The sequence below is a fragment of the Amycolatopsis sp. NBC_00438 genome, assembly GCF_036026695.1.
GTDB lineage: Bacteria > Actinomycetota > Actinomycetes > Mycobacteriales > Pseudonocardiaceae > Amycolatopsis.
Genome location: NZ_CP107923.1, coordinates 5,303,057 through 5,329,719 on the forward strand (window position 1 = coordinate 5,303,057; position 26,663 = coordinate 5,329,719).

At 72.0% G+C, this 26,663-nt stretch carries 27 protein-coding genes; 11 read left to right on the forward strand and 16 right to left on the reverse strand.

Features of this window, described 5'->3' with window-relative positions; translation table 11 throughout:
- Window positions 1-89 precede the first annotated feature (89 nt).
- From OG494_RS23305 to OG494_RS23315, 3 genes are all read left to right on the forward strand, one after another.
- A complete protein-coding gene (locus OG494_RS23305; RefSeq protein ID WP_328442597.1) occupies window positions 90-707 on the forward strand; it encodes a TetR/AcrR family transcriptional regulator in 618 nt (205 codons plus the stop codon).
- Window positions 708-788: 81 nt separating this feature from the next.
- Window positions 789-1,820, forward strand: coding sequence for a hypothetical protein (locus OG494_RS23310; protein WP_328442599.1), 1,032 nt, complete (start codon window positions 789-791; stop codon window positions 1,818-1,820).
- A gap of 93 nt (window positions 1,821-1,913) precedes the next feature.
- Window positions 1,914-3,524, forward strand: a complete 1,611-nt coding sequence (locus OG494_RS23315) for a succinic semialdehyde dehydrogenase (RefSeq protein WP_328442601.1) — start codon at window positions 1,914-1,916, stop codon at window positions 3,522-3,524.
- Window positions 3,525-3,569: 45 nt separating this feature from the next.
- Here OG494_RS23315 and OG494_RS23320 read toward each other — a convergent pair whose 3' ends face one another.
- The 8 genes from OG494_RS23320 to OG494_RS23355 all read right to left on the reverse strand — a co-directional run bounded on the left by OG494_RS23320 (window position 3,570) and on the right by OG494_RS23355 (window position 13,017).
- Window positions 3,570-6,611, reverse strand: coding sequence for a helix-turn-helix transcriptional regulator (locus OG494_RS23320; RefSeq protein WP_328442603.1), 3,042 nt, complete (start codon window positions 6,609-6,611; stop codon window positions 3,570-3,572).
- Window positions 6,612-6,734: 123 nt separating this feature from the next.
- On the reverse strand, window positions 6,735-6,944 hold the full coding sequence (locus OG494_RS23325) for a hypothetical protein (protein WP_328442605.1): 210 nt from the start codon (window positions 6,942-6,944) through the stop codon (window positions 6,735-6,737).
- Between the two features lie 158 nt (window positions 6,945-7,102).
- On the reverse strand, window positions 7,103-7,306 hold the full coding sequence (locus tag OG494_RS23330; protein WP_328442607.1) for a DUF397 domain-containing protein: 204 nt from the start codon (window positions 7,304-7,306) through the stop codon (window positions 7,103-7,105).
- Between the two features lie 14 nt (window positions 7,307-7,320).
- The gene (locus tag OG494_RS23335; RefSeq protein ID WP_328442609.1) at window positions 7,321-8,223 is read right to left on the reverse strand and encodes a helix-turn-helix domain-containing protein; all 903 of its coding nucleotides are present in this window, start codon (window positions 8,221-8,223) and stop codon (window positions 7,321-7,323) included.
- A 378-nt stretch (window positions 8,224-8,601) separates the two neighbouring features.
- On the reverse strand, window positions 8,602-9,498 hold the full coding sequence (gene tesB / locus OG494_RS23340; RefSeq protein ID WP_328442611.1) for an acyl-CoA thioesterase II: 897 nt from the start codon (window positions 9,496-9,498) through the stop codon (window positions 8,602-8,604).
- A gap of 36 nt (window positions 9,499-9,534) precedes the next feature.
- Window positions 9,535-10,959: a pyruvate kinase gene (pyk, locus tag OG494_RS23345; RefSeq protein WP_328442613.1), complete on the reverse strand. Its 1,425-nt coding sequence runs from the start codon at window positions 10,957-10,959 to the stop codon at window positions 9,535-9,537.
- Between the two features lie 82 nt (window positions 10,960-11,041).
- Window positions 11,042-11,707 carry a DUF2461 domain-containing protein gene (locus tag OG494_RS23350; protein WP_328442615.1) on the reverse strand — a complete coding sequence of 222 codons (666 nt, stop codon included), beginning with the start codon at window positions 11,705-11,707 and terminating at the stop codon, window positions 11,042-11,044.
- An 86-nt stretch (window positions 11,708-11,793) separates the two neighbouring features.
- A complete protein-coding gene (locus OG494_RS23355; protein ID WP_328442617.1) occupies window positions 11,794-13,017 on the reverse strand; it encodes a glycoside hydrolase family 18 protein in 1,224 nt (407 codons plus the stop codon).
- A 183-nt stretch (window positions 13,018-13,200) separates the two neighbouring features.
- On the opposite strand from OG494_RS23355, the gene OG494_RS23360 reads away from it, so the two are divergent.
- Window positions 13,201-13,503, forward strand: coding sequence for an ArsR/SmtB family transcription factor (locus tag OG494_RS23360; protein WP_328459005.1), 303 nt, complete (start codon window positions 13,201-13,203; stop codon window positions 13,501-13,503).
- A 154-nt stretch (window positions 13,504-13,657) separates the two neighbouring features.
- Here the strand turns inward: OG494_RS23360 and OG494_RS23365 are convergent, their stop codons facing one another.
- Complete coding sequence (locus OG494_RS23365; protein ID WP_328442619.1) at window positions 13,658-13,993, reverse strand: winged helix-turn-helix transcriptional regulator; 336 nt, start codon at window positions 13,991-13,993, stop codon at window positions 13,658-13,660.
- Window positions 13,994-14,060: 67 nt separating this feature from the next.
- Between OG494_RS23365 and OG494_RS23370 the strand changes: the two genes are divergently transcribed.
- Both OG494_RS23370 and OG494_RS23375 read left to right on the forward strand, forming a co-directional pair.
- Complete coding sequence (locus tag OG494_RS23370; protein WP_328442621.1) at window positions 14,061-14,546, forward strand: group II truncated hemoglobin; 486 nt, start codon at window positions 14,061-14,063, stop codon at window positions 14,544-14,546.
- Between the two features lie 68 nt (window positions 14,547-14,614).
- Window positions 14,615-16,051 (forward strand): aromatic amino acid ammonia-lyase, encoded by a 1,437-nt coding sequence (locus OG494_RS23375; RefSeq protein WP_328442623.1) that lies wholly within the window; start codon window positions 14,615-14,617, stop codon window positions 16,049-16,051.
- Between the two features lie 70 nt (window positions 16,052-16,121).
- Here OG494_RS23375 and OG494_RS23380 read toward each other — a convergent pair whose 3' ends face one another.
- The gene (locus OG494_RS23380; RefSeq protein ID WP_328442625.1) at window positions 16,122-17,147 is read right to left on the reverse strand and encodes a 6-phosphofructokinase; all 1,026 of its coding nucleotides are present in this window, start codon (window positions 17,145-17,147) and stop codon (window positions 16,122-16,124) included.
- Between the two features lie 289 nt (window positions 17,148-17,436).
- Here OG494_RS23380 and OG494_RS23385 point away from each other — a divergent pair, with 289 nt between their 5' ends.
- Window positions 17,437-18,519 (forward strand): 3-deoxy-7-phosphoheptulonate synthase, encoded by a 1,083-nt coding sequence (locus OG494_RS23385; RefSeq protein WP_328442627.1) that lies wholly within the window; start codon window positions 17,437-17,439, stop codon window positions 18,517-18,519.
- A gap of 162 nt (window positions 18,520-18,681) precedes the next feature.
- On the opposite strand, the gene OG494_RS23390 is transcribed toward OG494_RS23385, so the two are convergent.
- Together OG494_RS23390 and OG494_RS23395 are read right to left on the reverse strand one after the other, a co-directional pair.
- On the reverse strand, window positions 18,682-19,170 hold the full coding sequence (locus OG494_RS23390; RefSeq protein ID WP_328442629.1) for a polyadenylate-specific 3'-exoribonuclease AS: 489 nt from the start codon (window positions 19,168-19,170) through the stop codon (window positions 18,682-18,684).
- Window positions 19,171-19,187: 17 nt separating this feature from the next.
- A complete protein-coding gene (locus OG494_RS23395; RefSeq protein ID WP_328442631.1) occupies window positions 19,188-19,949 on the reverse strand; it encodes a lysophospholipid acyltransferase family protein in 762 nt (253 codons plus the stop codon).
- Between the two features lie 212 nt (window positions 19,950-20,161).
- On the opposite strand from OG494_RS23395, the gene OG494_RS23400 reads away from it, so the two are divergent.
- The 3 genes from OG494_RS23400 to OG494_RS23410 are packed head-to-tail and all read left to right on the forward strand — an operon-like array spanning window position 20,162 to window position 22,633.
- A complete protein-coding gene (locus tag OG494_RS23400) occupies window positions 20,162-20,929 on the forward strand; it encodes an alpha/beta hydrolase (protein ID WP_328442634.1) in 768 nt (255 codons plus the stop codon).
- Window positions 20,926-21,483 carry a hypothetical protein gene (locus OG494_RS23405; protein WP_328442636.1) on the forward strand — a complete coding sequence of 186 codons (558 nt, stop codon included), beginning with the start codon at window positions 20,926-20,928 and terminating at the stop codon, window positions 21,481-21,483. The genes OG494_RS23400 and OG494_RS23405 overlap by 4 nt, the downstream gene beginning before the upstream one ends.
- A gap of 10 nt (window positions 21,484-21,493) precedes the next feature.
- Window positions 21,494-22,633, forward strand: coding sequence for a glutamate--cysteine ligase (locus OG494_RS23410; protein WP_328442638.1), 1,140 nt, complete (start codon window positions 21,494-21,496; stop codon window positions 22,631-22,633).
- Here OG494_RS23410 and OG494_RS23415 read toward each other — a convergent pair.
- Window positions 22,623-23,477, reverse strand: a complete 855-nt coding sequence (locus OG494_RS23415; protein WP_328442640.1) for an NUDIX hydrolase — start codon at window positions 23,475-23,477, stop codon at window positions 22,623-22,625. The genes OG494_RS23410 and OG494_RS23415 overlap by 11 nt on opposite strands.
- A 27-nt stretch (window positions 23,478-23,504) precedes the next feature.
- Here OG494_RS23415 and OG494_RS23420 point away from each other — a divergent pair, with 27 nt between their 5' ends.
- Complete coding sequence (locus OG494_RS23420; protein WP_328442642.1) at window positions 23,505-23,981, forward strand: SMI1/KNR4 family protein; 477 nt, start codon at window positions 23,505-23,507, stop codon at window positions 23,979-23,981.
- Window positions 23,982-24,158: 177 nt separating this feature from the next.
- Here OG494_RS23420 and OG494_RS23425 read toward each other — a convergent pair whose 3' ends face one another.
- The 3 genes from OG494_RS23425 to OG494_RS23435 are packed head-to-tail and all read right to left on the reverse strand — an operon-like array spanning window position 24,159 to window position 26,659.
- Complete coding sequence (locus tag OG494_RS23425) at window positions 24,159-25,097, reverse strand: ROK family protein (protein ID WP_328459006.1); 939 nt, start codon at window positions 25,095-25,097, stop codon at window positions 24,159-24,161.
- A gap of 15 nt (window positions 25,098-25,112) precedes the next feature.
- Entirely contained in the window at window positions 25,113-25,529 is a 417-nt protein-coding gene (locus tag OG494_RS23430) for a hypothetical protein (RefSeq protein ID WP_328442644.1), read from the reverse strand.
- Window positions 25,526-26,659 carry an ArsA family ATPase gene (locus OG494_RS23435; protein WP_328442646.1) on the reverse strand — a complete coding sequence of 378 codons (1,134 nt, stop codon included), beginning with the start codon at window positions 26,657-26,659 and terminating at the stop codon, window positions 25,526-25,528. The genes OG494_RS23430 and OG494_RS23435 overlap by 4 nt, the downstream gene beginning before the upstream one ends.
- Window positions 26,660-26,663: the final 4 nt, after the last annotated feature.

Below are 26,663 nucleotides of genomic sequence, written 5' to 3' on the forward strand. Positions count from 1 at the left end.
CGAGTGCTGGAAAACATGACGCGCAGCATGTAAGTTCTCTCCGGAATGTACATCCGTTCAGGCCGGTAGGTAAAGCAGGGGAGGCCGGAGTGACCGAGACGGGTCACCGCACCCAGGCGCAGCGGCGGGAGCAGACCCGCACCGCGCTGCTCGACGCCACCATCGACTGCCTGGTCGAGGTCGGCTACGCCCGGACGTCGGTCCAGGAGATCTGCGCCCGCGCGGGTGTGTCGAAGGGCGCGGTGCAGCACCACTTCACCGCGAAGGCCGAGCTGATGGCGGCCGCCGTCGAGCACCTCACGAACCGGCTGCGGAGCCAGCTGGCGGCGTCGCTGGACCGGCTGCCCAGCGGCGGCACCGGTGTCGCCGCCGCGATCGACCTGCTCTGGACCGGCTACTCCGGCACGCTCTCGACCGCCGTCACCGAACTGTGGGTCGCCGCCCGCACCGACCCCGAGCTGCGCGCGGCGATCCGGCCGGTCGACCGCGCGCTCGGGCGCGCCACCCTCGAGCACGTCACCCAGGTCGCCGGCGACCTCCCGCCCGGACGCGCGGAGATGCTGTTCTGGCTCACCGTGAACCTGACCCGCGGCCTGGCGCTGGACGCCGAACTCGGCGGCGACCCGAAGCGGCGCCGTCAGCTCCTGGAGGAGTGGAAGCGGATCGCCGTCTTGCTCTACCAGGACGCCGCCACTGCGCCGACCTGACCAGCGCGGCGCACCAGTGTCACTTCGCCCCTTATCCCGCAGGCGGATTCGTGGTCCAATCCCCGCAAAGAGGGAGATTTGATGACCACCAGCGCGCCGCCGCCGTACCCTCCGCAGCCGTATCCGTACGGCCCGCCCCCGATGCAGCCGCCGCGGCCGCAGGCCGCCGATCCCGGCGCGCTCTTCCGGCTGGTCGCCGGGTTGTTCGGCGCCCTCGCCGCGATCCTCGTGCTGGTCGGGTCGTTCCTGCCGCAGACGACGTTCGAGCAGATCGTCGGCGGCAAGACCGAGAGCAGCCAGACGATCAGCGCGTGGTCGCGGTCCTTCGACGTCGACCCCAGCCCCGAAGCGGCGAAGTTCTACGAGAGCACCCACGTCGCGCACTACGGCATCCCGCTCTCCGTCGGCGCGGTGATCCTGCTGGCCGGCGCCGTGCTGGCGATCCTCGGCCTCCGGCGGTCGGCGGGTGCCGGCACGCGGTCGGGCGCGCGGACGGCGTTGCTCGTCGGCGGCGCCGGCGTGGCCGCGGCGGTGTGGATGCTCGGCATGGACGTCTCGGCGACGCTGAGCTACGAGTCCAACGACGACTCGATCACGTCGCACTACACGACCGGGACCGGGTTCTGGCTGCTGCTCGGCGGCGGGGTGCTCGCGGTGGTCGTGCTGGCGTTCGCCCTGCTGGCCGGCCGGCGCGCGACGGCACCCGCCGGTCCGCCGGCGAACCTGCACGGCGGGCCGGGGTATCCGCAGCAGCAGTCGCGGCCGTACCCGGCCGGGCCGCAGCAGTCCGGCGGCTACCCGGGTTCGTCGCCGTACCCGGGCCAGCAGCCCTACGGCGGCCAGCAGCCTTACGGCGGGCCGCCGTCGCAGCCGTTCCCCGCGCAGGGCCCGCCGTCCCAGCCGTTCCCCGCGCAAGGCTCGCCGTCCCAGCCGTTCCCCGGGCAGGCCCCGCCGTCACAGCCGTTCCCGTCACAGCCGTTCCCGTCACAGCCGCCCGCCGACGCCTACGAGGCGACGCAGGCCCAGCCGCACCCGGACGAGCCGCCCGCGGCGACGGCGTCACCGACCGAGCCGACCTACCAGCTCCCGCCCCTGAACCCGCCCAAAACGTGAAATAGATTCACGTCGAGCTGGACAGCTGACGTACCGACGGTATGCTGTACTCGTCGGTAACCCCTGCGCGTCGCCGCGCGGAACGGAGACGTCATGACCAGCACGACCCCCGCGAACCCGGTCCACGACACCGCCCTCCCGCCGACCGTCGGCGGGATCGCCGGTGCGCCGACCGCCGCCCGGGCGGCCCAGCTCGTCGCCCGGGTGGCCGGCGGCGCGGACTCGGCCCCGATCCGGATGGCCGCGCCGTTCACCGGGCAGCCGATCGCGACCCTGCCCCAGGCCACCGACGCCGACGCCCGCGCGGTGTTCGCCGACGCGCGGATCGCGCAGCGGGCGTGGGCGGAACACTCCCCCGCCGAGCGCGCCCGCGTGCTCACCCGGCTGCACGACCTGGTGCTCGCCCGGCAGGACGAGGTCCTCGACCTGGTCCAGGTCGAGGCGGGCAAGGCCCGGCTCGACGCGTTCGACGAGGTCAGCGTGACCGCCCTGGTCGCGGCCTACTACGGCAAGCACGCGGCGAAGATCCTCGCCCCGCGCCGCGTCGCCGGCGTCATCCCCGGCCTGACCCGCGCCGGTGAGCTGCGGCACCCGAAGGGCGTCGTCGGCGTCATCTCGCCGTGGAACTACCCCCTCGCGCTCACCGCGATGGACGTCTTCCCGGCGCTCGCGGCCGGCAACGCCGTCGTCCAGAAGCCGGACAACCAGACCGCGCTTTCGGCGCTGTGGCTGCACGAGCTCGCCGAGGAGGCCGGGCTGCCGGCCGGGACCTGGCAGATCGTGCTCGGCCGCGGTTCGAAGATCGGCACCGCGCTGGTCGAGGAGTCGGACTACCTGTGCTTCACCGGGTCCACGCCGACCGGCAAGGAGCTGGCCGGGCAGGTGGCGAAGCGGCTGACGTCGTACTCGCTCGAGCTCGGCGGCAAGAACCCGATGATCGTGCTGCCCGACGCCGACGTCGCGAAGGCCGCGACCGGCGCGGTGACCGCGTGCTTCTCCTCGGCCGGGCAGCTGTGCGTGTCGGTCGAGCGGATCTACGTCCACGAGTCCATCCGCGAGGAGTTCACCCGGGCGTTCGTCGCGCGCACGGCCGCCGTGAAGCTCGGCGGCGCGCTGGACTACCAGGCCCAGATGGGATCTTTGACGTCCGAGGACCAGCTCAAGACGGTGTCCGCGCACGTCGACGACGCCCGCGCGAAGGGCGCTTCCGTGCTCACCGGCGGACGCGCCCGGCCCGACCTAGGCCCGCTGTTCTACGAGCCGACCGTCCTTTCCGGAGTCACCGAAGAGATGGTCCCGTTCGCGGAGGAGACGTTCGGGCCGGTCGTCTCGATCTACGGCTACACGGACGTCACCGAGGCCATCGACCGGGCCAACGACACGGCGTTCGGGCTCAACGCCAGCGTCTGGTCGCGCAACGGCCACGCGGGCTGGGAGGTCGCGGCCCGGCTCAAGGCGGGCACGGTCAACGTCAACGAGGGCTACGCGGCGACGTTCGGCAGCGTCGGCGTCCCGATGGGCGGCATGAAGGACTCGGGCGTCGGCCGCCGCAACGGCGCCGAAGGCCTGCTGAAGTACACCGAATCCCAGTCGATCGCGCTCCAGCGCGGCCTGGCCCTGCGCCCGCCGCGCGGAGTCTCGGGTTCGCTGTGGTCCCGGGGCATGACCCTGGGCCTGAAAGCCCTCCGCCGCCTCCCCCGCTGACCCGATCGGTGTGTCTGAAGGGCAGCAAGGGTGTCGACCTTCTGATCACGCGCGTTGGCCGGTGGTGGGGGCTGTCAGCAGGCCTCGGTCGTAGGCGATCGCGACCGCTTCCGCGCGGCGGCTCGCGCCGAGCTTCGCCATCACCCGGGACAGGTGGACGCTCACCGTTTTCTCGCTGATGTAGAGCTCTTCACCGACTTGGCGGTTCGTGCGGCCCAGCGCGACGCGCTCGAGGACGTCACGTTCACGGTCGGTCAGCGGGTCGACGACCGCGCGGGCCGGGGCCGCCGGTTCGACGCCCGCCAGGTCCACCCGCGCGCGGTGCGCGAGGTCGCGGACGGCGTCGCGCAGCGGGATCGCGCCCAGCCGGGCCGCCACCGCGTGCGCCGACTCCAGGGCGGCCCGCGCCCGGTCGACGTCGTCCGCCAGCAGCCAGGCTTCCGCTTCGTGCCGGCGGCAGATCGCCTGCTCGTAGACCGCGCCGTAACCGAACGCCGCCGCCGCGACCGCCCACTTCTCGGGGTCTCCCCGGCCGCTCAGGCCGGACGCCGCCGCTTCCAGCCGGGCCAGCCAGGCCCGGCCTTCCGGCCCCAGCGTCGTCGAGCGCGGCTGCCCGACGACCGCGCACATCCGGCCGTGCGCCAGCAACCGCTCGCCCGCCGCCACCGCGGCTTCGACGGCCGCCTCGTCGCCGCGGATCCGGGCGTCGGCGGCCAGCGCGGCCGCGGCGGTGACGCCGAGCGCTGCGACCCGGATGCCGGCCAGCAGGCCGGGTTCGATCCGGTCGAGCCAGCCGACGAGCTCTTCGGCCCGCTTCACCGCGTCCTTGTGGTCACCGCGCCAGTAGGCCAGCTCGATGCCGGCGTCCCCGGCGGACAGCGGGATCTGGATGTCCGCCGCCCAGTGCTGCCGCAGCCCGGCCACGAGCTTCGCGGCGTCGTCGAACCGGCCGCGGGCGACCACGAACAGCGACCAGATCGCGAGGATCCGCGCGGCGACCGCGCTGGACACCCCGCGCCCGGCCCGGCCGGCGCTCTCGTCCGGCCAATCGCCCATCAGGTACCGCAAGGTCATCTGCCGCGCCCGCAGCTCCAGGCCGTAGACGCTCCAGCTGAGCCCGGATTCTTCGGCCCGGGCGACCCCGCGTGAGGCGTGTTCCAGCGCTTGCGCGAACTCGGCCTGGTCGTCGTGGCTCAAGGCGAGGAAGTAGGTCGCGCGGATCTCGGTGTTCAGCGCCCCGGAGTCCCGCGCCTTGCGCTCGGCCTGGCGCAGCCGCTCGCGGGCCTCCTCGGCGTCGCCCGCCGAGTCGGCCAGCGTGCCCAAGGTGACCAGCGCCGACGCCTCCGCCCCGGCCGCGTCGACCTCCCGCGCGTCGGTGACCGCGGTGAGCGCGCTGTCCAGCGCCGCGTCCGGCTGGTCGAGCAGCCGGAGGAACCCGGCCCGGCTGGCCAGCACCCACGCGCGGGTCCCGCTCGGTTCGGTGTCCTTGACCAGGTCCCACGCCTTGTCGATCGCCGCGACGGCCTCGTCGAGGGTTCCTTCCAGCGCGAGCAGCGCCTCCGCCAGCCGCCGCCACGTCTTCGCCGCGCGGTCGGTCGAGCCGTCCGGGGTCAGCGCCTGCGTGGCCGAGCGGGCGAACGCGGCGGCCCGCTCGGGCTCGCCGGACGTGCCCGCGAAGTACGACGCCTCGTGCAGCAGCCGGATCTCGTCGAACCCCTCGGGCCGGTCGGCGGCCGGAACGGCGTCCCAGATGGACAGTGCCTGCTCGACGTGGCGCAGCGCCGAGCCGGGCGCGCCCAGGTTCTCGGCTTCGTCCATCGCGCGCAGCAACGCCGGCAGCGCCGTGACCAGGTCGCTGCTCTGCAGGGAGTGGTAGGCCAGCTTCGCGTCGTGCCCGCGGCCTTGCGGCCGCGACCGGATCCGCGTCGCGTACGCCGCGTGCGTGCGCGACCGCTCCCCCGGCAGCAGATCGCCGTACACCGCTTCCTGCAGCAACGCGTGCCGGAACCAGTAGGCGCCGTCCGGCATCACCACCAGCACGTGGTGCTGGACGGCTTCGCGCAGCGCCTCGTCCAGCTCCAGCTCGCCCAGGGCGGAGATCTCGGCCAGGGCCGCGTGCATCACCGGCTCGTTCGCCACCGACACGACGCGCACGACCCGGCGGGTGTCCGGCGAGAGCCGCTCCAACCGCGAGAGCAGCACTTCGGCCAGGCCCGCGGGCAGGTCGTCGCACTCGGACTGGGTGGCGAGCAGCTCTTCGGCGAAGAACGGGTTGCCCTCGGAGCGGCTGACGATGTCGGCCACGACGTCGGCGGACAGCGGCTCGTCGGCCAGCGCCTCGACGAAGGCCCGGGCGTCGGCGTTGCCGAACGGCTGCAGGTCGACGCGCTCGACGGTGGCGAGCCGGACCAGCTCCGAGAGGAGGCCGCGCAGCGGGTGCCGCCGGTGCACGTCCTCCTCGCGGTAGCTGCCCACGACCAGGAGACGTTGCGCGCGCAGCCTGCTGAGCAGGAACGACAGCAGGTTGCGGGTCGAGGCGTCGGCCCAGTGCAGATCCTCGAGCAGGATCACCACCGGCCGGGACTCGGCGATCTCGGTCAGCACCCCCAGTACCGCGTCGAACAACTGCAGCTGACCGAGATCCTGCTCCGGCCGGGGACGCACCATGGTCTCCCGGTCGTTCGAGGTCATCGCGGCGTGCTCGGCCGCCCGGGGCTCTTCGAGGCCGTGCAGCCCCTGGCCCTGCGGGAGCAGCCGGCCGAGCGCGGGCCGGGCCCGCACCGCGGCGGCGATCGCCGGGTCCGTCGCGCTGCCCAGCGGGGCGAGCGCTTCGGCGAAGGGAAGATAAGGGAGACCGCCTTCGCGGACGTCGATGCAGCGGCCGGTGAGCACCAGCGCGCCGCACGCGGCGACGTGCTCGCCGAGCGCGGTCAGCAGCCGGGTCTTGCCGACCCCGGCGTCCCCCGAGAGCAGCGCCGCGCCGGCTTCGCCACGTTCAGCCCGGGCGAAGGCGGCGCGGAGCCGCCGCATCTCGTGGGTACGGGCGACGAGCGGGATTCCGGAGCCGAGTCGGGGCACAAGGAGCATTCTTGCTCACCCCACCGACAGATTTTCGGGGGTTCGGGTGGCGAAGCCCCTGACCTGGGGTGAAGCCCCCGATGTCACCGACAGAATCCGCACGCTCATCGCCTTGGACACCATCACCCGCCCTTACCGGGCGGTCTCGCCGACGGCCGCGGTCTCCCGCGACGCTTCCCGGCGCTCCTGCGCCGGGACCTCGACGACGCTGCGCCCGGCCCGCACGTGGCGGACGGCGCGGCGGGCGCGGTCGGCCCAGGCGCTGCGCCCGGCCTTCCGCAGTTCCTCGGCCCGGTAGGCCGCTTCGGCCCGGACCGCGTCCAGCAGCAGATCGCTGTGCATCGTGTTCCCCTGTTCCCTGAGTTCACCGGTTGGTAGGACTCAGGTTCGTCCTGAGGGACTCCCCCAGGCATCGGGTGATCACGTACCCCTGGCACGGAAAAGACCCCTTACTCCCGGCCGAGTCCAGCTCGGCGGGGGTAAGGGGTCTTCCCCAGGCCTCAGTCGCGCGCGGGGCCGCCGGGCCGCACCGCGGCCAGCAGCCCACGCCAGCCCGATGCGGGCAGGCGGAAAGCACCACCCTCGGGGTCTTTCGAGTCGCGCACCGCGGCACCCCCGGCGACGAACGCGACCTCGACGCAGTCGTTGCCGCCGCCGCTGTGACTGCTCTTGCGCCAGCGCGCACCCGAAAATTCGGCTTCCATGGTCCCCAACTCCCTTACTGTGTCCTCGGTTCCAGATGGTGCACCGGAGCCGGTACAGCCGCCTGTTCGGCGAACCGTCCGGCCGCCTCGGCGATCAGCTCCACCGAGTCGTCCGGCTTCAGTGCGGCCGCGCGCAGATGGTCGAACATCAGCCCGTAGCGCCGGACATCTGTGGGTTCCTCCAGGTAGAGGCCGCTGGAGGTGCTGTCGTCGACGTAGACGACGTCCGGGTCGGCCTGCTCCGGGAACCCCATGATCAGGAAGGGGCCTTCCATCCCGGGGTGCGCGCCGGCGTGGAACGGCACCACCTGGATGATCACGTTCGGCTTCTCGGCGAGGGCGACCATCCGGTAGAGCTGCTCGGCCATCACCTCGGGGGTGTCGACGACCCGGTGCAGCACGGCCTCGTCGATGACGGCCCAGTACTCCGGCGGCGGTGTGTCCGACAGCAGCTCCTGGCGCGCCATCCGGGCCGCGACGCGGCGGCGGATCTCGGCGTCTTCGGCGTCCGGGCGCAGGGCCCGGATCACCGCGCGGGCGTACCGCTCGGTCTGCAACAGGCCCGGCACGAGCAGCGCCTGGAACGCGCGCAGCGAGCTCGCGTCGGCTTCGAGCCCGACGAACGTGCCGGTGAAGACCTCGTTGTAGGCGTGCCACCAGCCGCGCTTGCGGGCTTCGCGGGCCAGCTGGACGAGCGCCTCCTGCTCGTCGCCGGTGATCCCGTAGAGCGCCAGCATGTCCCGGGCGTCGCGCGGGGTGACCCCGACGTGGCCGGTCTCGATGCGGCTGATCTTCGACGCCGAGCATTCGAGCTTCTCGCCGACCTCGTCGATGGTGAGGTCCGCCGCCTCGCGCAGCCGGCGCAGCTCGCCCGCGAGCCTCCGGCGGCGAACCGTGGGGCTCTGTCCCCTGGCCATTCGGCACCTCCGGATGTCGACGGCGTCGTAGCCGTTCGCTTGCTCCCAGTATCTAACCAGGACGGTGGCGCATTAACACGGCACCGATTCCGGGCCCGGCACACGCGTCGCACCTGCAATTTGCAGAATGCTCTTGTATCCTCGCACTCTGCACTGCGACGGGACGCGGTACGGGCCCGGGTCGTTCGGCCGCCGGGCCCTGCGGCCCTTTGAGCAGCGTAGACGATGACTTCGCGGTCCGCCGTGTGGTCATTCGGAGAAGGGGTCCGGGACCGTCCCCCGATCGGTCCCGGCCCCCTTCACCGAGCCGAATACCCTATTCCCGCGGCGAATACCCCGACTATTTGTCGCCCGTAAGGGTGATTTTCCCGCCAACGTTCAGAGGACGCGCAGGAGTCCTTCTTGGACGACCGTGGCGATGAGGGTGCCGTCCGCGGCGAAGAACCGGCCGGTGGCCAGGCCACGCGCTCCGGAGGCGGTCGGTGAGGCGCTGTCGTAGAGGAACCATTCGTCGGCGCGGAACGGCCGGTGGAACCAGAGCGCGTGGTCGAGGCTCGCGCCGAGCACCTTGTCGGTGTCCCAGTACACGCCGTGGCGCGCGAGGACCGAGTCCAGCAGCGTCATGTCCGAGGCGTAGGTCAGCACGCAGACGTGCAGCAGCTGGTCGTCGCCCAGCTTGCCGTCGGCGCGCATCCACACCTGGTTGCGGGCGGGCGGCTCGCCGGTCTGGCGGGTGACCCACGGCGGGTCGTTGACGTAGCGCAGGTCGATCGGCTGCGGCCGGCTGTGCGCGCCGATCGCGTACCCCTCGGCGCGTTCCATCAGCGTCGGCAGCGACTCCGGCGCGGGCACGCCCTCCGGCATCGCCTCGGCGTGGTCGATGCCCGATTCGTCCTTCTGGAAGGACGCCGAGAGCGAGAAGATCGCCTTGCCGTGCTGGATCGCCACGACCCGGCGGGTGGTGAACGAACGGCCGTCCCGGATCCGGTCGACCTCGTAGACGATCGGCACGCTCGGGTCGCCGCCGCGGATGAAGTACGCGTGCAGCGAGTGCACCCGGCGCTCGTCGGGCACCGTGCGCCCGGCCGCGACCAGCGCCTGCCCGGCCACCTGCCCGCCGAAGACACGGACCGGCGAGTGGGCGGGCGAGACGCCGCGGAAGAAGTTCTCCTCGATCTTCTCGAGGTCGAGCAACGCCACCAAGCGGTCCAGCACGGGCTGGCCGCCACCCGGGATCTCCAGCTCGGTGGCGGCCGCTCTGGCCATTTCAGTCATGGCCAGACCCTATGTGGTCGGAGGGCAAGCCGTCCCTTACGCGTGGTCGTCTTCACCAAGGCGGTGGACGTGGATCAGGTTGGTCGAGCCCACGGTCCCGGGCGGGGAGCCGGCCACGATGACGACGAGGTCGCCCTTCTGGTACTTGCCCATCTCCAGCATCGCGTGGTCGACCTGCTGGATCATCTGGTCGGTGGACTCCACCCGCGGCACGATCTGGGTGGTGGTGCCCCAGGTCATCGAGAGCTGGCTGCGGACGCAGTCCTCGGGCGTGAACGCCAGCAGCGGCAGCCGCGTGTGCAGCCGGGCCAGGCGGCGCACGGTGTCGCCGGACTGTGTGAAGGCGACCAGGGCCTTCGCGTTGAGGCGCTCGCCGATGTCGCGGGCGGCGTAGGAGATCACGCCGCGCTTGGTGCGCGGGACGTGGGTCAGCGGCGGGACGACCGGCGAGTCGGTCTCGACCGCCTCGATGATCCGGCCCATCGTCTGGACGACCTCGATCGCGTACCGGCCGACACTGGTCTCGCCGGACAGCATCAGCGCGTCGGCGCCGTCGAGGACGGCGTTCGCGACGTCGGAGGCCTCGGCGCGGGTCGGCCGGGAGTTGTTGATCATCGACTCGAGCATCTGCGTCGCGACGATGACCGGCTTCGCGTTCTCGCGGCAGATCTGGATGGCGCGCTTCTGGACCAGCGGGACCTGCTCCAGCGGCAGCTCGACGCCGAGGTCACCGCGGGCGACCATCACCGCGTCGAAGGCCAGCACGATGGCCTCGAGGTTGTAGACGGCCTCGGGCTTCTCGATCTTCGCCACGACCGGCAGCCGGCCCTTGCCGACGCGGTCCATCACCTGGTGGACCAGGTCGATGTCGGCCGGCGAGCGGACGAAGGACAGCGCGATGAAGTCGACGCCCAGCTCGAGCGCGAACTCGAGGTCCTCGATGTCCTTCTCGGACATGGCCGGGACGGAGACGTCCATGCCGGGCAGCGAGACGCCCTTGTTGTTGCTGACCGGGCCGCCTTCGGTGACCTCGCAGACCACGTCCTGGCCGTCGACCTCCTTGACCACCAGGCCGACCTTGCCGTCGTCGACCAGCAGGCGGTCGCCGGGCTTGGCGTCCTTGGCCAGGCCCTTGTAGGTCGTGGAGACCCGGTCGTGGGTGCCGGCGACGTCCTCGACGGTGATCCGGACGATGTCGCCGTTGTGCCACTCGACCGGCCCGCCGGCGAACGTGCCCAGGCGGATCTTCGGGCCCTGCAGGTCGGCGAGGATGCCGACCGCCCGGCCGCTCGCGGCGGCGGCGTCCCGGATCAGGTCGTAGACCTGCTTGTGGTCGCCGTGGCTGCCGTGGGAGAAGTTCATCCTCGCCACGTCCATGCCCGCGTCCACGAGTGCCCGCATCTTCTCCGGGGTGGCGGTGGCGGGGCCCAGGGTACAAACGATCTTCGCGCGTCGGCTCACGTTCGCATAGCGTAGTCCCTGTCCGCGCGTTCGTCTGTACCGATCCCGAAAAGTTCAGAGAAACGGTTCAGAAACTCGCGGGTCACCGGCGGGGCTGCTCGCTCGGGCCGACCCGGTCACGGGCCCATTCGTTGAACTCGCGCAGCTGCCGCCACGCCTTCCGCACCCGGTCGAGGGCGGCGCGCTCGTGCAGGACGTCGTCCGGCTCCCAGGTGCGCACGGCGTACACCGAGCGGTAGCGCAGCAGGTCGAGGCGCGGGTGCTCAGCGTCGAAGCCGCGCGGCTTCGACTTCAGCCGGTCGCCCTTGACCTCCCAGCCGGCGCGCTCGAGCTTCGTGATGATCTTCTGGAGCGCTTCGCCGTGCAGGTCGGTGTCGACGGCCTGGCGGAACCGGGCGATCTGGTCGGACGCGAGGTAGAAGCACCCGCCGCCGACGCGCAGGCCCTCCGGCCCGACCTCGACGTAGTAGGCACCCCCGCCGCGCCCCTGCTCGATCACGCCGCCGCAGTGGGTCTTGTAGGGCGTCTTGTCCTTGGCGAACCGGACGTCCCGGTAGGGGCGGAACACCTTGGGATCGCCGAAGCCGTCGCCGAACTCGGTCTTGAGCTCGTCGAGCAGGGCCTCCATCGGCGCCCGGACGTCGGACTTGTACGTCTCGACATGGTCGTCCCAGTAGGGCTTGGAGTTGTCTTCCACGAGACCGTCGTAGAAGTCGACGGCGTACTCGCCGAATCCGCTGAACTTCACGGTGAGGAGGGTAATCGGGGGTACCGACAGGAACTGAAACCCGGTGCGGCCGGCGCTCCGCGCGAGACCGGCCGCACCGGGAGCCCTTACTCGGCGACGGCCGTGATCAGCTCACCGTCGGTGGTGTCGCCCGAGAGGTCCCAGACCATCGCGCCGCCGAGGCCCTGCTGCTGGGCGTAGCCGATCTTGCCGCCGATGGTCGACGGGGTGTCGTAGCTCCACCAGTCGCCGCCGCACTTGGCGTACGCCGTGCCGGCGATGGTGCCGGTCGACGGGCAGGACGTCTTGAGCACCTTGTAGTCCTCGATGCCCGGCTCGTACTTGGCCGGCGCCGGCCCGGTCGCGGTGCCGCCCGGGGTGTCCTGCGTGACACCGGTCCAGCCGCGGCCGTAGAAACCGATGCCCAGCAACAGCTTGCTCGACGCGACGCCCTTGCTCTTGAGCTTCTGGATCGCGGCGTCGGAGTAGAAGCCCGGCGTCGGGATGCCGTCGTAGGACGTCAGCGGCGAGTGCGGGGCGGTCGGGCCCTGCGCGGCGAACGCGCCGAAGTAGTCGTAGGTCATCACGTTGTACCAGTCGACGTACTGGGCGGCGCCCGCGTAGTCGGCCAGGTCGATCTTGCCGCCGTCGGTGCCGTCGGCGGTGATCGCCGAGGTGACCAGCTGCGAGCCGAACTTGGCGCGCAGCGCGGCCATCAGGTTCCGGTACGCGTCGGCGCCGCTGGAGTCACAGCTCAGGCCGCAGGCGTTGGGGTACTCCCAGTCGATGTCGATGCCGTCGAAGACGCCGGCCCAGCGCGGGTCGTTGACCAGGTTGTAGCAGGAGTCGGCGAACGCGGCGGGGTTCTGCGCGGCCTGGCCGAAGCCGCCCGACCAGGTCCAGCCGCCGAACGACCAGATCACCTTGAGGCCGGGGTGCTTGGCCTTGAGCTCCTTGAGCTGGTTGAAGCTGCCCGCGAGGGGCTGGTCCCAGGTGTCCGCGACGCCGTCGACACTGCCCGCTGCGTCGTAGGTCTTCTGGTAGTCGGCGTAGGCGTCGCCGATCGCGCAGCCGCCGTTGGTGATGTTGCCGAAGGCGTAGTTGATGTGCGTCAGCTTGCCCGCCGAGCCCGACGTCTCGATGTTCTTGACGTGGTAGTTGCGGTCGTACACCCCCCAGTCGGTGAAGTAGCCGACGACCTTGCCGACGGAAGCCTCGGCCTGAGCGGGGGCGGCGGTGGCGGCCGGGGCCGCGGCGGCGCCCACCACCAGGCCCGCGGCGGCCGCCACGGTCAGCAGGGCCGAGAAGCTCTTCCTGCGGAAACGGGACATGCCTTCTCCCTTCGGAGAATTACCGACAATCATGGGGACCACGTGGTGGAGACCACACCAACCGTAAATGGACTAGACCATCAGGTCAATGGTTCAGACCAGACGGGTCAGGCCGAGCAGCCCATCGGGACCGCCGCACATGCCTTGACAGGAATATGCCGGGCGGCGCACATTTCCAGGGTGATGCAGACTTTCGACGTCCTCGCCGAACCCCGCCGGCGCACCATCCTCGACCTGCTCCGCGACGGCGAACGCTCCGTCGGCGAGCTCGTCGAGGAGCTGGAGCTCAGCCAGCCCGCGGTGTCCAAGCACCTGCGGGTCCTGCGCGAAGCGGGGCTCGTGACGGTCCGGGTCGCGGCCCAGCGCCGGTGCTACGCGCTGCGCCCGGAGCCACTGGCCGAAGTGGACGCTTGGCTCGCCCCCTACCGCCGCTTCTGGGCCGGCCGCCTCGACGCGCTGGAACGCCGCCTCGACGAGACCCCCTAGCCCGCGCGGACGACACGCGTACCCAGGCGGACGACACGCGTACCTGGATGGACGACACAGCCGCGCTCAGGCCGGGGTGCGGCGTGTCGTCCATCCGCGTACGCGTGTCGTCCGCGCGGGTACGCGTGTCGTCCGGTCCGGCGTTTGGCCGGTTCTAACCAGCCGGTTCGAACGTGATGCCAGAGGCCGCCGCGCGGCGCTCGCCCCACTCGTACAGGGCCGTGAGCGCCGGGCGCAGCTCCTCCCCCACCGCCGTCAGGTGGTACTCGACGTGCGGGACGCGGCCGTCGCGCTCCTCGCGGCGGACGATGCCGTCCGCCGTCAGCTCGCGCAGCTGCTGGGTCAGCATCTTCTCGCTCACCCCCGGCATCCGGCGGCGCAGCTCGCCGTAGCGGTGGGCGCCCTCCTTGAGGTGCGCGAGGATCACCGGCTTCCACTTGCCGCCGATCAGGTCGACCGCCAGCTCCGTCGCGCAGTGGTAGCGCTTCATCCCGTTCCCCCTACGCACCGGAAAGTACGTGCTTGCCCGGCCGGGCCGCCGCTGGTTGCCTTGCCGGGTGATCGTGCCAGAGAACCCGCCCGCCACCCCGACCCTCTACGAGTGGGCAGGCGGCCACGAAGCCCTCGTGAAGCTCCTCACGATCTTCTACGGCCACGTCCTCGAAGACCCGCTGCTCGAGCCGGTGTTCCGGCAGATGGACCCGCACCACGCCCAGCACGTCGCGGTCTGGCTCGGTGAGGTCTTCGGCGGACCGGCGGCCTATTCGGAGAGCCACGGCGGGCACGCCCACATGATCGGCCGCCACCTCGGGCGCGGCATCACCGAGCGGCAGCGCCGGCGCTGGGTCACGCTGCTGCTCGACGCCGCCGACGAGGCCGGCCTGCCGGGCGACCCGGAGTTCCGCGCCGCGTTCGCCGGCTACCTCGAGTGGGGCAGCCGGCTGGCCGTCCTCTTCTCCGCGCCCGGCGCCGAGCCGAACCTGCACGAACCCGTCCCGCAGTGGGACTGGCCGAAGCCACCCTGGCCGCCCGCGCCGTCCTAGCCCCTTGGTCGTCCTGGCCCCTTGGTCGTCCTGGCCCCATAGTGAGGGCAGGCGAAAGGAGGCTGCCCTTGATCCGGGTGGACGGTCGGACCCTGCGGTGCGCCGACGTCGTGACGGCGGCGCGCACCGAGGGGCCACTGGGTATCGACGTCTCGATCGCCGCGCTGCGCGGCGCCGAGCACGCCTGGAAGCTCGCCGAGGAGCTCAGCACGCGGCGGGTGGTCTACGGCCGGACCACCGGCGTCGGGGCCAACAAGGACGACACGGTCGCGAGCTCGAAGGAACACGGGCTGCGCCTGCTGCGCAGCCACGCGGGCGGCAGCGGCGACCCGATGCCGCCCGGCCAGGTTCGCGGGATGATGCTGATCCGGCTCAACCAGCTCCTGGCCGGCCGCTCCGGGATCAGCCCCGAGCTGATCGGCGCGCTGGCCGAGGCCGTCCGCACCGGCGCGCTGCCGCTGGTGCACCGGCTCGGCGCGATCGGCACCGGCGACCTGGCCCCGCTGGCCGAGACGGCGCTCGCGCTCACCGGCGAACGCGACTGGCTCGCCGGGCATGTCCCGGCGGTGCCGGTGCACGCCGGCGACGCGCTGGCGTTCATGAGCAGCAACGCCGCGACGCTGGCGGAGGCGACGCTGGCCGCGATGCGGCTGGACGCCCTGACCCGCGCCAGCCACGCCATCGCCGCACTGACCTACGTCGCCCTCGACGGCAACCCCGAGGCGTACGCGACGCCGGTGCACGAAGCGCGGCCGCACGCCGGCCAGGTGGCCTGCGCGGCGGAGATGCGGCGGCTGCTCGGCATGCACCAGACGCCGAAGCCGGGCCGCCGGATCCAGGACCCGTTCGGGCTGCGGGCGTTCCCGCAGGTCCAGGGCCCGGCCCTGGACGCGATCCACTACCTGCGCGACGTGCTGGCCGTCGAGATCAACGCGAGCACCGAGAACCCGATGATCTCCACGGTCCACGGCGACGCCTACCACCACGCGCACTTCCACACGGCGTACGTCTCGACGGCGCTGGACCAGGCCCGCGCGACCGTGCACCAGGTGGCGGAGCTGTCGGTGGCGCGCCTCGGCGACCTGGTCGAGCCGGAGTTCACCGGGCTGCGGCCGTTCCTCGCGGCCGGGCCGGCGGGCAGTTCGGGCGTGATGATCCTGGAGTACGTGGCGCACGACGCGCTCACGGAGCTGCGTCAGGCGGCGCTGCCGGCGACGCTCGGCACGGCCGTGGTGTCCCGCGGCATCGAGGACCACGCGAGCTTCTCGACCCAGGCGGCCCGCGCGGCGACGGCGGCTTGCACGTCGTACCAACAGGTTCTGGCCTGCGAGCTGGTCGCGGCGGTCCGCGCGCTGCGGATGCGGGACGCCGACCTGGTGGACCTCCCGGTGCGCGACGCGTTCGACGTCGCGTCCGAGGTCCTGGACGACAGCACCGACGACCGCCCGCTGACCGACGACATCGCCCGGGCGATCACCGTCCTGGACACCTTGGCCCGCATCTGAAAGCCGTGAAGGCCACCTTGAGGGACTCCATGTCCCTCAAGGTGGCCTTCACGGACAACCAGGCGCAGGCTCAGCCGAAGAAGACTTCGGCCTCTTCGTAGCGCTCGGTCGGGACCGTCTTCAGCTCGGCGGTCGCCTCCGACAGCTTCACGCGGACGATGTCGGTGCCCTTCAGGGCGACCATGACACCGAAGTCGCCGTCGGCCACCGCGTCGACGGCGTGCAGGCCGAAGCGGGTCGCGAGCACGCGGTCGTACGCGGTCGGCGTGCCGCCGCGCTGGACGTGGCCCAGCACGACCGCGCGGGACTCCTTGCCGGTGCGGCGGGCGATCTCGTCGGCCAGCCAGGTGCCGATGCCGCCGAGGCGGACGTGCCCGAAGGCGTCCTTCTCACCGGTGAGCAGCTTCTCCTCGCCGCCCTCGGGCAGCGCGCCCTCGGCCACGACGATGATCGGCGCGAACTCCTTCTCGAAGCGGCGCTCGACCCAGGAGACGACCTGGTCGACGTTGAAAGCCCGCTCCGGCACCAGGATCACGCTCGCGCCGCCGGCCAGGCCGGAGTGCAGCGCGATCCAGCCGGCGTGCCGGCCCATGACCTCGACGACCAGCGCGCGGTGGTGCGACTCGGCGGTGGTGTGCAGCCGGTCGATCGCCTCGGTCGCGATGGAGACCGCGGTGTCGAAGCCGAAGGTGTAGTCGGTCGAGCCCAGGTCGTTGTCGATCGTCTTGGGCACGCCCACGACGCCGACGCCGTCGTCGGTCAGGCGCTTCGCGACGCCGAGGGTGTCCTCGCCGCCGATCGCGATCAGCGCGTCGACACCCTGCTCGGCGAGGACCTTCTTGATCTGCTCGACGCCGCCCTCGACCTTGTACGGGTTGGTCCGCGACGAGCGCAGGATCGTGCCGCCGCGGGTGAGGATGTCCTCGACGTCGTTCAGGCCGAGCGGGCGGCTGTCGCCCGTCAGCGGGCCGTTCCAGCCGTTGCGGAAGCCGACGAAGTCCCAGCCGTGCACCTCGATGCCCTTGCGGACCACCGCGCGGATGACCGCGTTGAGACCCGGGCAGTCGCCGCCGCCGGTCAGCACACCGACACGCATGAGAATCCTCCGTTTGTGTTCGCTGGAGATGACAGTCACATTTCGCCAGGGCCAAGCGTAGCTGGCTTCGTCTGGATCGGTGCAGCCCGTACCACCTGCCGAATCGGTCCGCGCCGTCGTTGTGCTAACTTGTCGTCGTGCAGCGCTATTACTGGTTTACGAAGCCGGCCCCGGGTGGGCACGGCGGCGTGAACCTGCGCTGACCTCCACCCCCGAGCCGGATTCTCCTACCGGCTCGGCGAGGGTCCCCCGCGCGGGTCGGTGTCCATCAGGAAGGAACACCCCCGCCATGACGCTCTCCGCAGGCCCGGCCGCCATCGGTGACCTCGACGCCGCGCGCACCACGTCGATCAGTCCGCTCATTTCGCCCGCGATGCTGCGCGAAGATCATCCGGTCGACGCCGCCGTCGCCAAGGTGGTGCAGCACGGACGCGCCGAAACCGTCGACATCCTCGAAGGCCGGGACGACCGGCTGCTCGTCGTCGTCGGCCCGTGCTCGGTCCACGACCCCGAAGCCGCTCTCGACTACGGCCGCCGCCTCGCCGAGAAGGCCGAAGAGCTGCGCGGCGAACTGCACGTCGTGATGCGGGTGTACTTCGAGAAGCCGCGCACCACGCTGGGCTGGAAGGGCCTGATCAACGACCCGGACCTCGACGGCACCTTCGCCGTCAACAAGGGCCTCCGGATGGCGCGCCGGCTGCTGCTCGACGTCTCCGAGCTGGGCCTGCCGGTCGGCTGCGAGTTCCTCGACCCGATCACACCGCAGTTCATCGCCGACATCGTCACGTGGGGCTCGATCGGCGCCCGGACCGCGGCCAGTCAGGTGCACCGGCAGCTGTGCAGCGCGCTGTCGATGCCGGTCGGCATCAAGAACTCCACCGAGGGCGACGTCCAGGTCGCGGTCGACGCGACCCGCGCGGCGGCGGCGAGCCACGTGTTCCCCGGCATCAACACCGACGGCCTGGCGGCGCTGCTGACGACGTCGGGCAACCCGGACTGCCACGTGATCCTGCGCGGACACGCGGGCGGCCCGAACTACGACGCCGGCACGGTCACCGACACCCTGGCGCGGCTGGCGAAGTCGGGCCTGCCGGAGCGCGTGATCATCGACGCGAGCCACGGCAACAGCGGCAAGGACCACGTCCGCCAGGCTTCGGTCGTGCGTGAGCTGGCGGAGCGGATCGGCGGCGGTGAGCGCGGGATCGTGGGCTTGATGATGGAGAGCTTCCTCGCGGGCGGCCGCCAGGACCTCGACCTGGGCCAGCCGGAGAAGCTGACCTACGGCCAGTCGATCACGGACGCCTGCATGTCCTGGGACGACACCGCTCCCCTGCTGGACGAGCTGGCCGAGGCGGTCCGGGCGCGCCGCTGAGAGGTCCCCGCCTAGGGGTCCCCCGGATTTCACGTTACCGGGAGGCACCGACAGTTCCGGGCCGTGCGGTGGAGGCGGACAGCGCCAACGGACCGTTTGTGCCGAGGTGGGCGCGAACGGTCCGTTGGCACGACCTTCGAGCAAGTCTTCAGCGGCAGAGCCTCAGCGGCGGGGGAAGTAGGACTCGATGACGTCCCAGCGGGCCAGGTTGTGCTTGGCGTCCGCGAGGGCGTCGTGCTGGTCGGTGGGGGCCGCCGGGAGCTTCGGCTTGCCGGCGTCCTCCCAGCGCTGACGCAGGTCGCGGGTGAACCGCGGCAGCTGCCGCGGCAGCGCCGGCATCGGGCCCCAGAGCTGCGCCAGCGCGACGTGGTCGTACGCCGCGAACCAGGCCCACAGCTCGATCCCGCCCGGCGGCTTGCCGAAGAACTCCAGCAGGTCGGCGCGGATCTTCTCGCGGCTGCGCCAGGCCGGGTCGGCGGGTGAAGGCAGCTTCGGCAGGACGTTGTCGCGAACCCACGGCCCGGCCCGGCCCGGGTCGAAGTCCGTGGAGACCGCATAGAACTCGCGGCCACGCTCGTCAACGACACCGATGGACACCAGATCGATGGTCACGCCGTCTTCGATGAATTCGGTGTCGTAGAAAAAACGCACTGGTGAACAGTAGTGGGTCAGCCGACCTTGCTGTCGGGCACCCGGGCGGCGTCCCGCGCGGTGGGCTGCGCCGGCACCTTCGGCTTCGCCCCGGCGGCCTCCGCTGCGAGCAGTTCCTTCGCCTTCGCCGCGTAGATGTCGACGTACTCCTGGCCGGAGAGCTCCATCAGCGCGTACATGATCTCGTCGGTGATCGACCGCTCGATGAAGCGGTCGCCCGCGAGCCCCTCGTACCGCGAGAAGTCGAGCGGCTTGCCGAAGCGGACCTCGAGGCGGCGCGGCCACCACATCTTGGAGCCGATGGGGTTGACCTTGTCGGTGCCGATCATCGCCACCGGGACGACGACGCCGCCGGAGTCCAGGGCGATCCGGGCGACGCCGGTCTTGCCCTTGTACAGGCGGCCGTCCGGGGAGCGGGTGCCCTCGGGGTAGATGCCGAGCAGGTGGCCGTCCTTGACCAGGCGGGTCGCGGTGTCGAGCGCGGCCTGGGCCGCGTTGCCGCCCGAGCGGTCGATCGGGAACTGGCCGACGCCGGTGAAGAACCACTTCTTGAGCAGGCCCTTGAAGCCGGGTTCGGTGAAGTACTCGGACTTGGCCGGGAAGGTCACCTTGCGCTTGACCCGCAGCGGCATGAAGAACGAGTCGGCGACCGCGAGGTGGTTGCCCGCGAGGATCGCGCCGCCGGTCTCGGGGATGTTCTCCGCCCCGACGACCTTGGTCGGCCACAGCGTCTTGAGCAGCGGACCGATGAACACCCACTTCATGAGCCAGTACAGCACCGGTGCCTCAGTCCTCCATCGCAGCTCGGCCCCTGTTCACCCGCGTCGACCAGACTACGAAGCCGGGTGGCCTCCGCACAACGGAAGCCACCCGGATACTCGCCGGGCAGCGATCGATCTCACAGAGAATTACGGGTCCGGGCGGACCCCCACAACGCCCTCGACCCGTGAGAGCATGGATGGCCTACACCGCTCACACGGAAGGCGATCGCATGGGCGTGCTCGCCGGCGCGGAACCGTTCGGCCACACCGGTTCGGCCGAGACCGGGTTCCTGCTCTGCCACGGCTTCACCGGTACCCCGGCCAGCATGCGGGCCTGGGGTGACCACCTCGCCGAGGCCGGGTTCACCGTGCGCTGCCCGCTGCTGCCGGGCCACGGCACCCGCTGGCCCGACCTCAACCGCACGACGTGGCAGGACTGGTACGGCGCGGTCCGCGAAGCGCTCCTCGAGCTGCTCTCGACCTGCAAGACCGTCTTCGTCGGCGGGCTCTCGATGGGTGGGACGCTCACGCTGCGCCTGGCCGAGGAGTTCGGCGACCGGATCGCCGGGATCGTCCTGGTCAACCCGTCGGTGACGCGGCTGAAGTGGGACACGAAGCTGCTGCCGGTGCTGGGCCGGATCGTGCCTTCGGTGCCGGCGATCGCGAACGACATCAAGAAGCCGGGCGAGACCGAGCTGGCCTACCCGCGCACGCCGGTGCGGGCCGCGGCGAGCCTGGCGAAGCTGTGGGCGCTCGTGCGCGCCGACCTGCCGAAGGTGACGCAGCCGGTGCTGCTGCTGCACTCGGCGGTCGACCACGTCGTCGAGCCGGAGAACTCGCGGCTGGTGCTGGCGGGGATCTCGAGCGCCGACGTCACCGAAGTCGTGCTGGAGAACAGCTATCACGTGGCGACCCAGGACAACGACGCGGACGTGATCTTCACCCGCAGCGTCGAGTTCGCGAAGGCGCACGCCGGGCAAGCGGAGGAGACCGCATGAGCCGAGGGAAGGACGGGCCGGAGGACGTCGACGCGACGTTCGCCGAGATCGTCGCCGACCTGCGGGCCGACGGGTTCGGGCTCCCCGAGTTGGACACCGCCGACACCGCGGACAACGCCGACAGCGCCAGTGGTGCCGCCGGGGCCGCCGGGCGCGGGGTGGCCGAGGAGAGCGAGACCCGGAAGGCCCCGGACCGGCCGGCCGAGCCGAAGCCGCCCGCCGCCGCCGACCCGCCGGACACCGGCTGGCGTTCGGGCGGCGGCACCTCGTGGGACAGCACGATGTTCTCCGACGACCCGGCGGAGGACGACGAGCACTTCGTCCCGCCGGAGCCGCCGCCGTTGCCGCGGCCGAAGATGGGCGCGTTCCTCATCCTGCTGCTGTTCCTGGCCGGGCTGTTCCTGCTGATCCTGCCCGGCGTGATCGGCGTGGGCCCGACGGTGGCGACCCCGCTGGGCATCCTCGCGCTCGCGACGTCGATCGCGCTGCTGCTGCTGCGCGTCCGGCAGGGTCCGCCGCCGGGCGCCGACCCGAGCAACGGCGCGCAGGTCTGATCCGGAACCGATGAACATCGAATTCACGCCTTCACGGCGCTCCACCGTCGGCGTGGAGTGGGAGCTGGGCCTGGTCGACCGGCGCAGCGGCGACCTGTCGTCGACCGCCGAGCGGATCCTCGACGCCGTCCGCCCGGACGGCGCGGCCGAGCACCCGAAGATCAAGCAGGAGCTGCTGCTCAACACCATCGAGATCATCACCGGCGTCTGCGAGACGATCGGCGAGATCAAGGCGGACCTGAACGAGTCGCTCGAGGTCGTGCACGGCGTCGCCGACCCGCTCGGCGTCGAGATGTTCTCGGCCGGCACGCACCCGTTCTCCAACTGGTACCAGCAGAAAGTCACCGACAAGGAGCGTTACGCCAAGCTGATCGACCGCACCCAGTGGTGGGGCCGGCAGATGCTGATCTACGGCGTCCACATCCACGTCGGGCTCGACCACCGCGAGAAGGTCCTGCCGGTGCTCGACGCGCTGCTCAACTACGCGCCGCACCTGCAGGCGCTGTCGGCGTCGTCGCCGTACTGGGGTGCCGAGGACACCGGGTACGCGTCGAACCGCGCGCTGATCTTCCAGCAGCTGCCGACCGCCGGGCTGCCGTTCCAGTTCCGGAAGTGGGCCGAGCTCGAGAACTACGTCGAGGACATGTTCACCACCGGCGTGATCGACAGCTTCTCGGAGATCCGCTGGGACATCCGGCCGTCCCCGCAGCTGGGCACGATCGAGATGCGGGTCTGCGACGGCCTGCCGACGCTGGAGGAGGTCGGCGCGATCGCGGCGCTGACCCAGTGCCTGGTCGACGACTTCGGCGAGCGCCTCGACGACGGCGAGATCCTGCCGTCGCTGCCGCCGTGGCACGTCCAGGAGAACAAGTGGCGCGCGGCGCGCTACGGCACCGACGCGATCGTCATCCTGGACGCGGCGGGGCGCGAGCGGCTGGTCACCGACGACGTCTGCGACCTGCTGAACCGGCTCGAACCGGTGGCGCGGCGGCTGGGCTGCGAGGCCGAGCTGCGCGACGTCGAGACGATCCTGAAGTACGGGCCGAGCTACCGGCGCCAGCGCGCGGTCGCGACGCAGCACAACGGCAGCCTGAAGGCCGTCGTCGCGTCGCTGGTCGCCGAAATGCGCGACGGGATCCTCAAGGACTGAGCCGGTCCAGCTGGGTCCGGAGCGTGCCGGGGCCCATCGTGGCCGCGCCGAGCGCCTCCACGCGGCGGCGCAGTGCGCGGTCGGCGGTCGCGACGAGCACCTTCGCCTCGCGGTGCTGCCCGGTGACCTCGACGATCTTCGAGTCGCCGTCGGTGTCGGCCGGCACGACCGCCACGCCTTTGACGGGCTGCACGCCGCTCGCCTTGCCCTCGACGACCAGGATCACCCGCGGCCACCAGGTCAGCGTCGGGTCGTCCGGGTCCGGCAAGCCCGTTTCGGCGAGCCGGGCCAGCTGGTCACGCAGGCGTTCGGCGGCGCCGTGGCGATCGTGCCACCAGCCGTCCGGCCGCGAGCCGACGACGTTGGCCGCGTCGACGACCAGCACCAGTTCCTGCCCGACCCGCGGCCGCAGCGCGGGCCAGGCCGCGGCGAACCCGCTGTGCAGCCGGTAGCCCGGGACGTCGTCGGGGTCCACCCAGCGCACCTCCGCACTCTCGGTGTTCGCGACCTTGGCGTCGATGTTGTCGGCCAGCGCGAGGACGGTCGTGTAACTCCAGTCGCCATGGTCCACCACGGACGCGGAGAGCGCCCGGAACGCGTCGGGAGGAATCGCGGCCTCTTCGAAAGCCTCCCGCGCGGCGGCGTCGACGGCGGTCTCCCCCGCCTCGATCGCCCCGCCCGGCAGGGCCCAGGTGCTGCCGTTGTGCACCCACCAGGCCCGCCGCTGCAGCAGCACCCCGCGCGCCGGATCGAACAGCAGCAGGCCGGCGGCGCCGTAGCGGCCCCAGTGCAGCCGCCCGCAGGAACAGCGGACGAACACACTCGCGGACGGCTGCTGGCTCACCCCATCCACCTTGGCACACTCTCCGGTATGACCCCGTTCGAGCAGCTCAAGCCCACGTTCTGGGAGCGCGGCCCCGGCGAACCGCTGAGCGCCCGCGAGTTCGCCCACGCCGGCCGCGAGCTGGGGGTCCGGCTGCCCCTCGAACTGGGCGAGCTGCTGGGCCTGCGCAACGGCGGCACGGTCGCCGCGCACTGCGACGCCTTCCCGGCGAGCGCGCCGACGTCGTACAGCGAGACGCACATCCCGTTCGACCGGCTCCTCGGCGTCGGCGGGCGGCTGTCGCTGCTGGACTCGCCGTACCTGAGCACCGAATGGGACCTGCCGAAGCGGGTGGTGGTGCTGTCCGGCGACGGCCACACCTGGGTGGCGCTGGACTACCGCCGCTCCGCCGAGCCGTCGGTGACGTGGTTCGACGCGGAGCTGGAGTCGGAGCTGCCGCTGGCGCCGACGTTCCGCGCGTTCGCGGAAGGGCTGGTGCCGTCGGCGAGCTTCCCGGAGGAGTGACCCCGGCGGCCGCCACAGTCGGGTGACACAGTCACCAACTTTGCGCTTCAAAGCCGCACTTTCGCTAGGAAAGTGCGGTCTTCGCACCCCTGAGGCGTCACTTTCCTAGGGAAAGATGCGTCTCTGCGCGGAGCGGGGTGGCTATTTCGGGTGACACTCGGGAGTGGACTCGGCCGGTCAGACCGGGGTTTTGGCCATCTCCACGGCCAGGGCCGCCGCGCCGACGATCGCCGTGTCGTCGCCCAGGTGGGCCGTGCGGATCCGGGCCAGCGGGCGGTGCCGGGCGCCGGTGATCGCGCCCGCGTAGTGCTCGCGGGCCTCGTCCAGGAACAGCGGGGCCGACTCCGAGACGCCGCCGCCGATCACGATGATCTCCGGGTCGAACACGTCCGCCACCAGGGCCAAGCCCTCGCCGAGCCACTTGGCCAGCTCCGCCATCGCCAGCTGGGCGATCGGGTCGCCGTCGCGGGCCGCGCCCGCCACCCGGCGGCCCGTCACCGAGCCCGGGTCGCCCGCGACCTGCGGGGCCAGCACCGTCGAACGGCCCGGGTGCCGCGCGAGCAGCTCCACCGCCGTCGCCGCCAGCGCCGTCCCGCTGCAGTAGCGCTCCCAGCAGCCGTACTTGCCGCACGGGCACGGCCGGCCGCCGCGGACCACCGTCAGGTGACCCAGCTCCGGGGCGACGCCGTACGCGCCGCGGTAGAGCTTGCCGTCCAGCAGCAGACCGGCGCCGATGCCGGTGCCGAGCGCGACCAGCGCGGCGATCTGCGCGCCGCGGGCCGCGCCGAACCGGTGCTCACCGACGATCGCCGAGTTGACGTCGTGCTCCAGCAGCACCGGCAGGCCGACGCGCTTCTCGATCCGGTCGGCGACCGGCGCGCCACGCCACGCCAGGTGCGGCGCGAACATCACCGACCGGCGGTCGCGCGCGACGAAGCCCGCGACGGCCAGGCCGACCGCCGCCACCTCGTGCCGGTTGCGCAGGTCCTCGATCACGCCCGCGATGGCGTCCTCGAGGGCGCCTTCCTCGGTCGGCGTCGAGACCCGGGCCGTGTCGAGCAGCGAGCCGCGCTCGTCCACCACACCGGCCCGGATGCTCGTCCCGCCGACGTCCACCCCTATCGTCCGCACTCAGTTCTCCCGATCCGCCCGCCACTCGTCCCGTCTGCGGACGGTGATGTGCTGCACCCGCGGTGAAGCCATGCCGTCCGTCGCCGGCCGCGGCGCCGGCCGGAACCCGGGCATGTGCACGCCCTCGTCCGGCTCCCAGCGATCCGCGAGCACCGCTCGGAGCAACGCCACGAGCTGCGCCAGCTGTTCCAGCAACCGCGCCACGAACTCGGGACGTTCCCCGCGCACCACCGCGACGATCGCACACAGCGGACACCAGCCGCACGCCGAGCCCCCGGGTTTCGCCTGGTCAGGGTCGCCATGCCCGGCCGCGACCACGCCTTCGAGCCACGGCGCCGCCTTCTCGGCGACCATCTCCACGAGCAGCCGGAGCTCCTCGGCCAGGCGCAACCCGTCGGTGGCCTCTTCTTCGCTCACCGGCGTCCCCGGTCCCCGGCCAAGCTCACGAGCAGGCCGTCGGCGTCGGATTCCGCGCCGGTGATCCGGCACGGCCGCAGCGACTCCGGCAGGGCGATAAGCCTGCGGAAGCCGTCCACGGTGATCGCCAGGTCGTCGTCGACGCGGACGAGGTCGACCTCGGCGTCCCGCCCCAGCGGGATCGCGACGCGCAGCGTGTAGCCCTCGGCCGACGGCCGGATCCGCAGCAGCGGCGTGACCGGTGTCCCGTTGCCGGCCAGCGGGTCACCGTCGCGGTAGAGCTCGTCGGCGATCTCCAGCAACGCGGGCAGCCCGACCGGCTCGACGGCCCGGTGCTCCACCCGGGACACCGCCTCGAACCCGGCGCCGGAGAGCTCGGCCAGCACGGCGTCCTGCTGCGTCCGGCGGGTGCGCATCCACGCCGCCGCGCCCCCGCGCCAGAACCCCGGCGCGGGCATCAGCCGGTTGACGATCAGGCCGTCGACGGCGATGCCGCGCAGGGCGAGCGAGCTGAGCGTGCGCCGGGCCTCGGCCACGACGACCCGCTCGGGTGTCAGGACGAGCCGGACCGTCGTCACCGACGGCTCGGTGAGCAGCGCGCGCAGGCCGTCCAGGTGGGTGCCGAGGCGGCGCACCGACTCGGTGACCCGGCCGCGGCGCCCGAACACCCGGGTCAGGTAACCGGAGACGGCTTCGGGCAGCGCCAGCAGCCGCAGGGTCTCGGCCGTCGGGCCGCAGTCGACGACGATCGTGTCCCACGGCCCGTGTTCGGCCAGCCGCCGGACCTCGCTCAGCGCGAGCAGTTCGTCGACGCCCGGGAGCACGGTCAGCTCTTCGGCGTCGAGGGTGTCGAGCCCCACGCCGGACAGGGTCGCCCGCAGCTCGGCGCGCAGCCGGTCCCAGGTGGTGTCGACGAGCGTGCGGGAGTCGATCTGGACGGCCGACAGCAGAGCGTCCACTTCGGACGGTTCGGCGCCGAGCGGGTGGCCGAAGGCGTCGCCGAGCGAGTGCGCCGGGTCCGTGGACGCGACGAGGGTTTTCCCGCCGTGCCCGGCCAGCGCGGCGCCGGTGGCCGCGGCCAGCGTGGTCTTCCCGACACCCCCCTTGCCGGTGAACAGCAGGATCCGCACGTGG

Coding starts and splice junctions, on each gene's coding strand:
- OG494_RS23310 (WP_328442599.1), top strand. CDS start 789: ATGACCACCAGCGCGCCGCCGCCGTACCCTCCGCAGCCGTATCCGTAC.
- OG494_RS23385 (WP_328442627.1), top strand. CDS start 17,437: ATGACGCTCTCCGCAGGCCCGGCCGCCATCGGTGACCTCGACGCCGCG.
- OG494_RS23400 (WP_328442634.1), top strand. CDS start 20,162: ATGGGCGTGCTCGCCGGCGCGGAACCGTTCGGCCACACCGGTTCGGCC.
- OG494_RS23410 (WP_328442638.1), top strand. CDS start 21,494: ATGAACATCGAATTCACGCCTTCACGGCGCTCCACCGTCGGCGTGGAG.
- OG494_RS23315 (WP_328442601.1), top strand. CDS start 1,914: ATGACCAGCACGACCCCCGCGAACCCGGTCCACGACACCGCCCTCCCG.
- OG494_RS23320 (WP_328442603.1), bottom strand. CDS start 6,611: ATGCTCCTTGTGCCCCGACTCGGCTCCGGAATCCCGCTCGTCGCCCGT.
- OG494_RS23335 (WP_328442609.1), bottom strand. CDS start 8,223: ATGGCCAGGGGACAGAGCCCCACGGTTCGCCGCCGGAGGCTCGCGGGC.
- OG494_RS23325 (WP_328442605.1), bottom strand. CDS start 6,944: ATGCACAGCGATCTGCTGCTGGACGCGGTCCGGGCCGAAGCGGCCTAC.
- OG494_RS23330 (WP_328442607.1), bottom strand. CDS start 7,306: ATGGAAGCCGAATTTTCGGGTGCGCGCTGGCGCAAGAGCAGTCACAGC.
- OG494_RS23360 (WP_328459005.1), top strand. CDS start 13,201: ATGCAGACTTTCGACGTCCTCGCCGAACCCCGCCGGCGCACCATCCTC.
- OG494_RS23405 (WP_328442636.1), top strand. CDS start 20,926: ATGAGCCGAGGGAAGGACGGGCCGGAGGACGTCGACGCGACGTTCGCC.
- tesB (WP_328442611.1), bottom strand. CDS start 9,498: ATGACTGAAATGGCCAGAGCGGCCGCCACCGAGCTGGAGATCCCGGGT.
- OG494_RS23420 (WP_328442642.1), top strand. CDS start 23,505: ATGACCCCGTTCGAGCAGCTCAAGCCCACGTTCTGGGAGCGCGGCCCC.
- OG494_RS23380 (WP_328442625.1), bottom strand. CDS start 17,147: ATGCGTGTCGGTGTGCTGACCGGCGGCGGCGACTGCCCGGGTCTCAAC.
- OG494_RS23365 (WP_328442619.1), bottom strand. CDS start 13,993: ATGAAGCGCTACCACTGCGCGACGGAGCTGGCGGTCGACCTGATCGGC.
- OG494_RS23355 (WP_328442617.1), bottom strand. CDS start 13,017: ATGTCCCGTTTCCGCAGGAAGAGCTTCTCGGCCCTGCTGACCGTGGCG.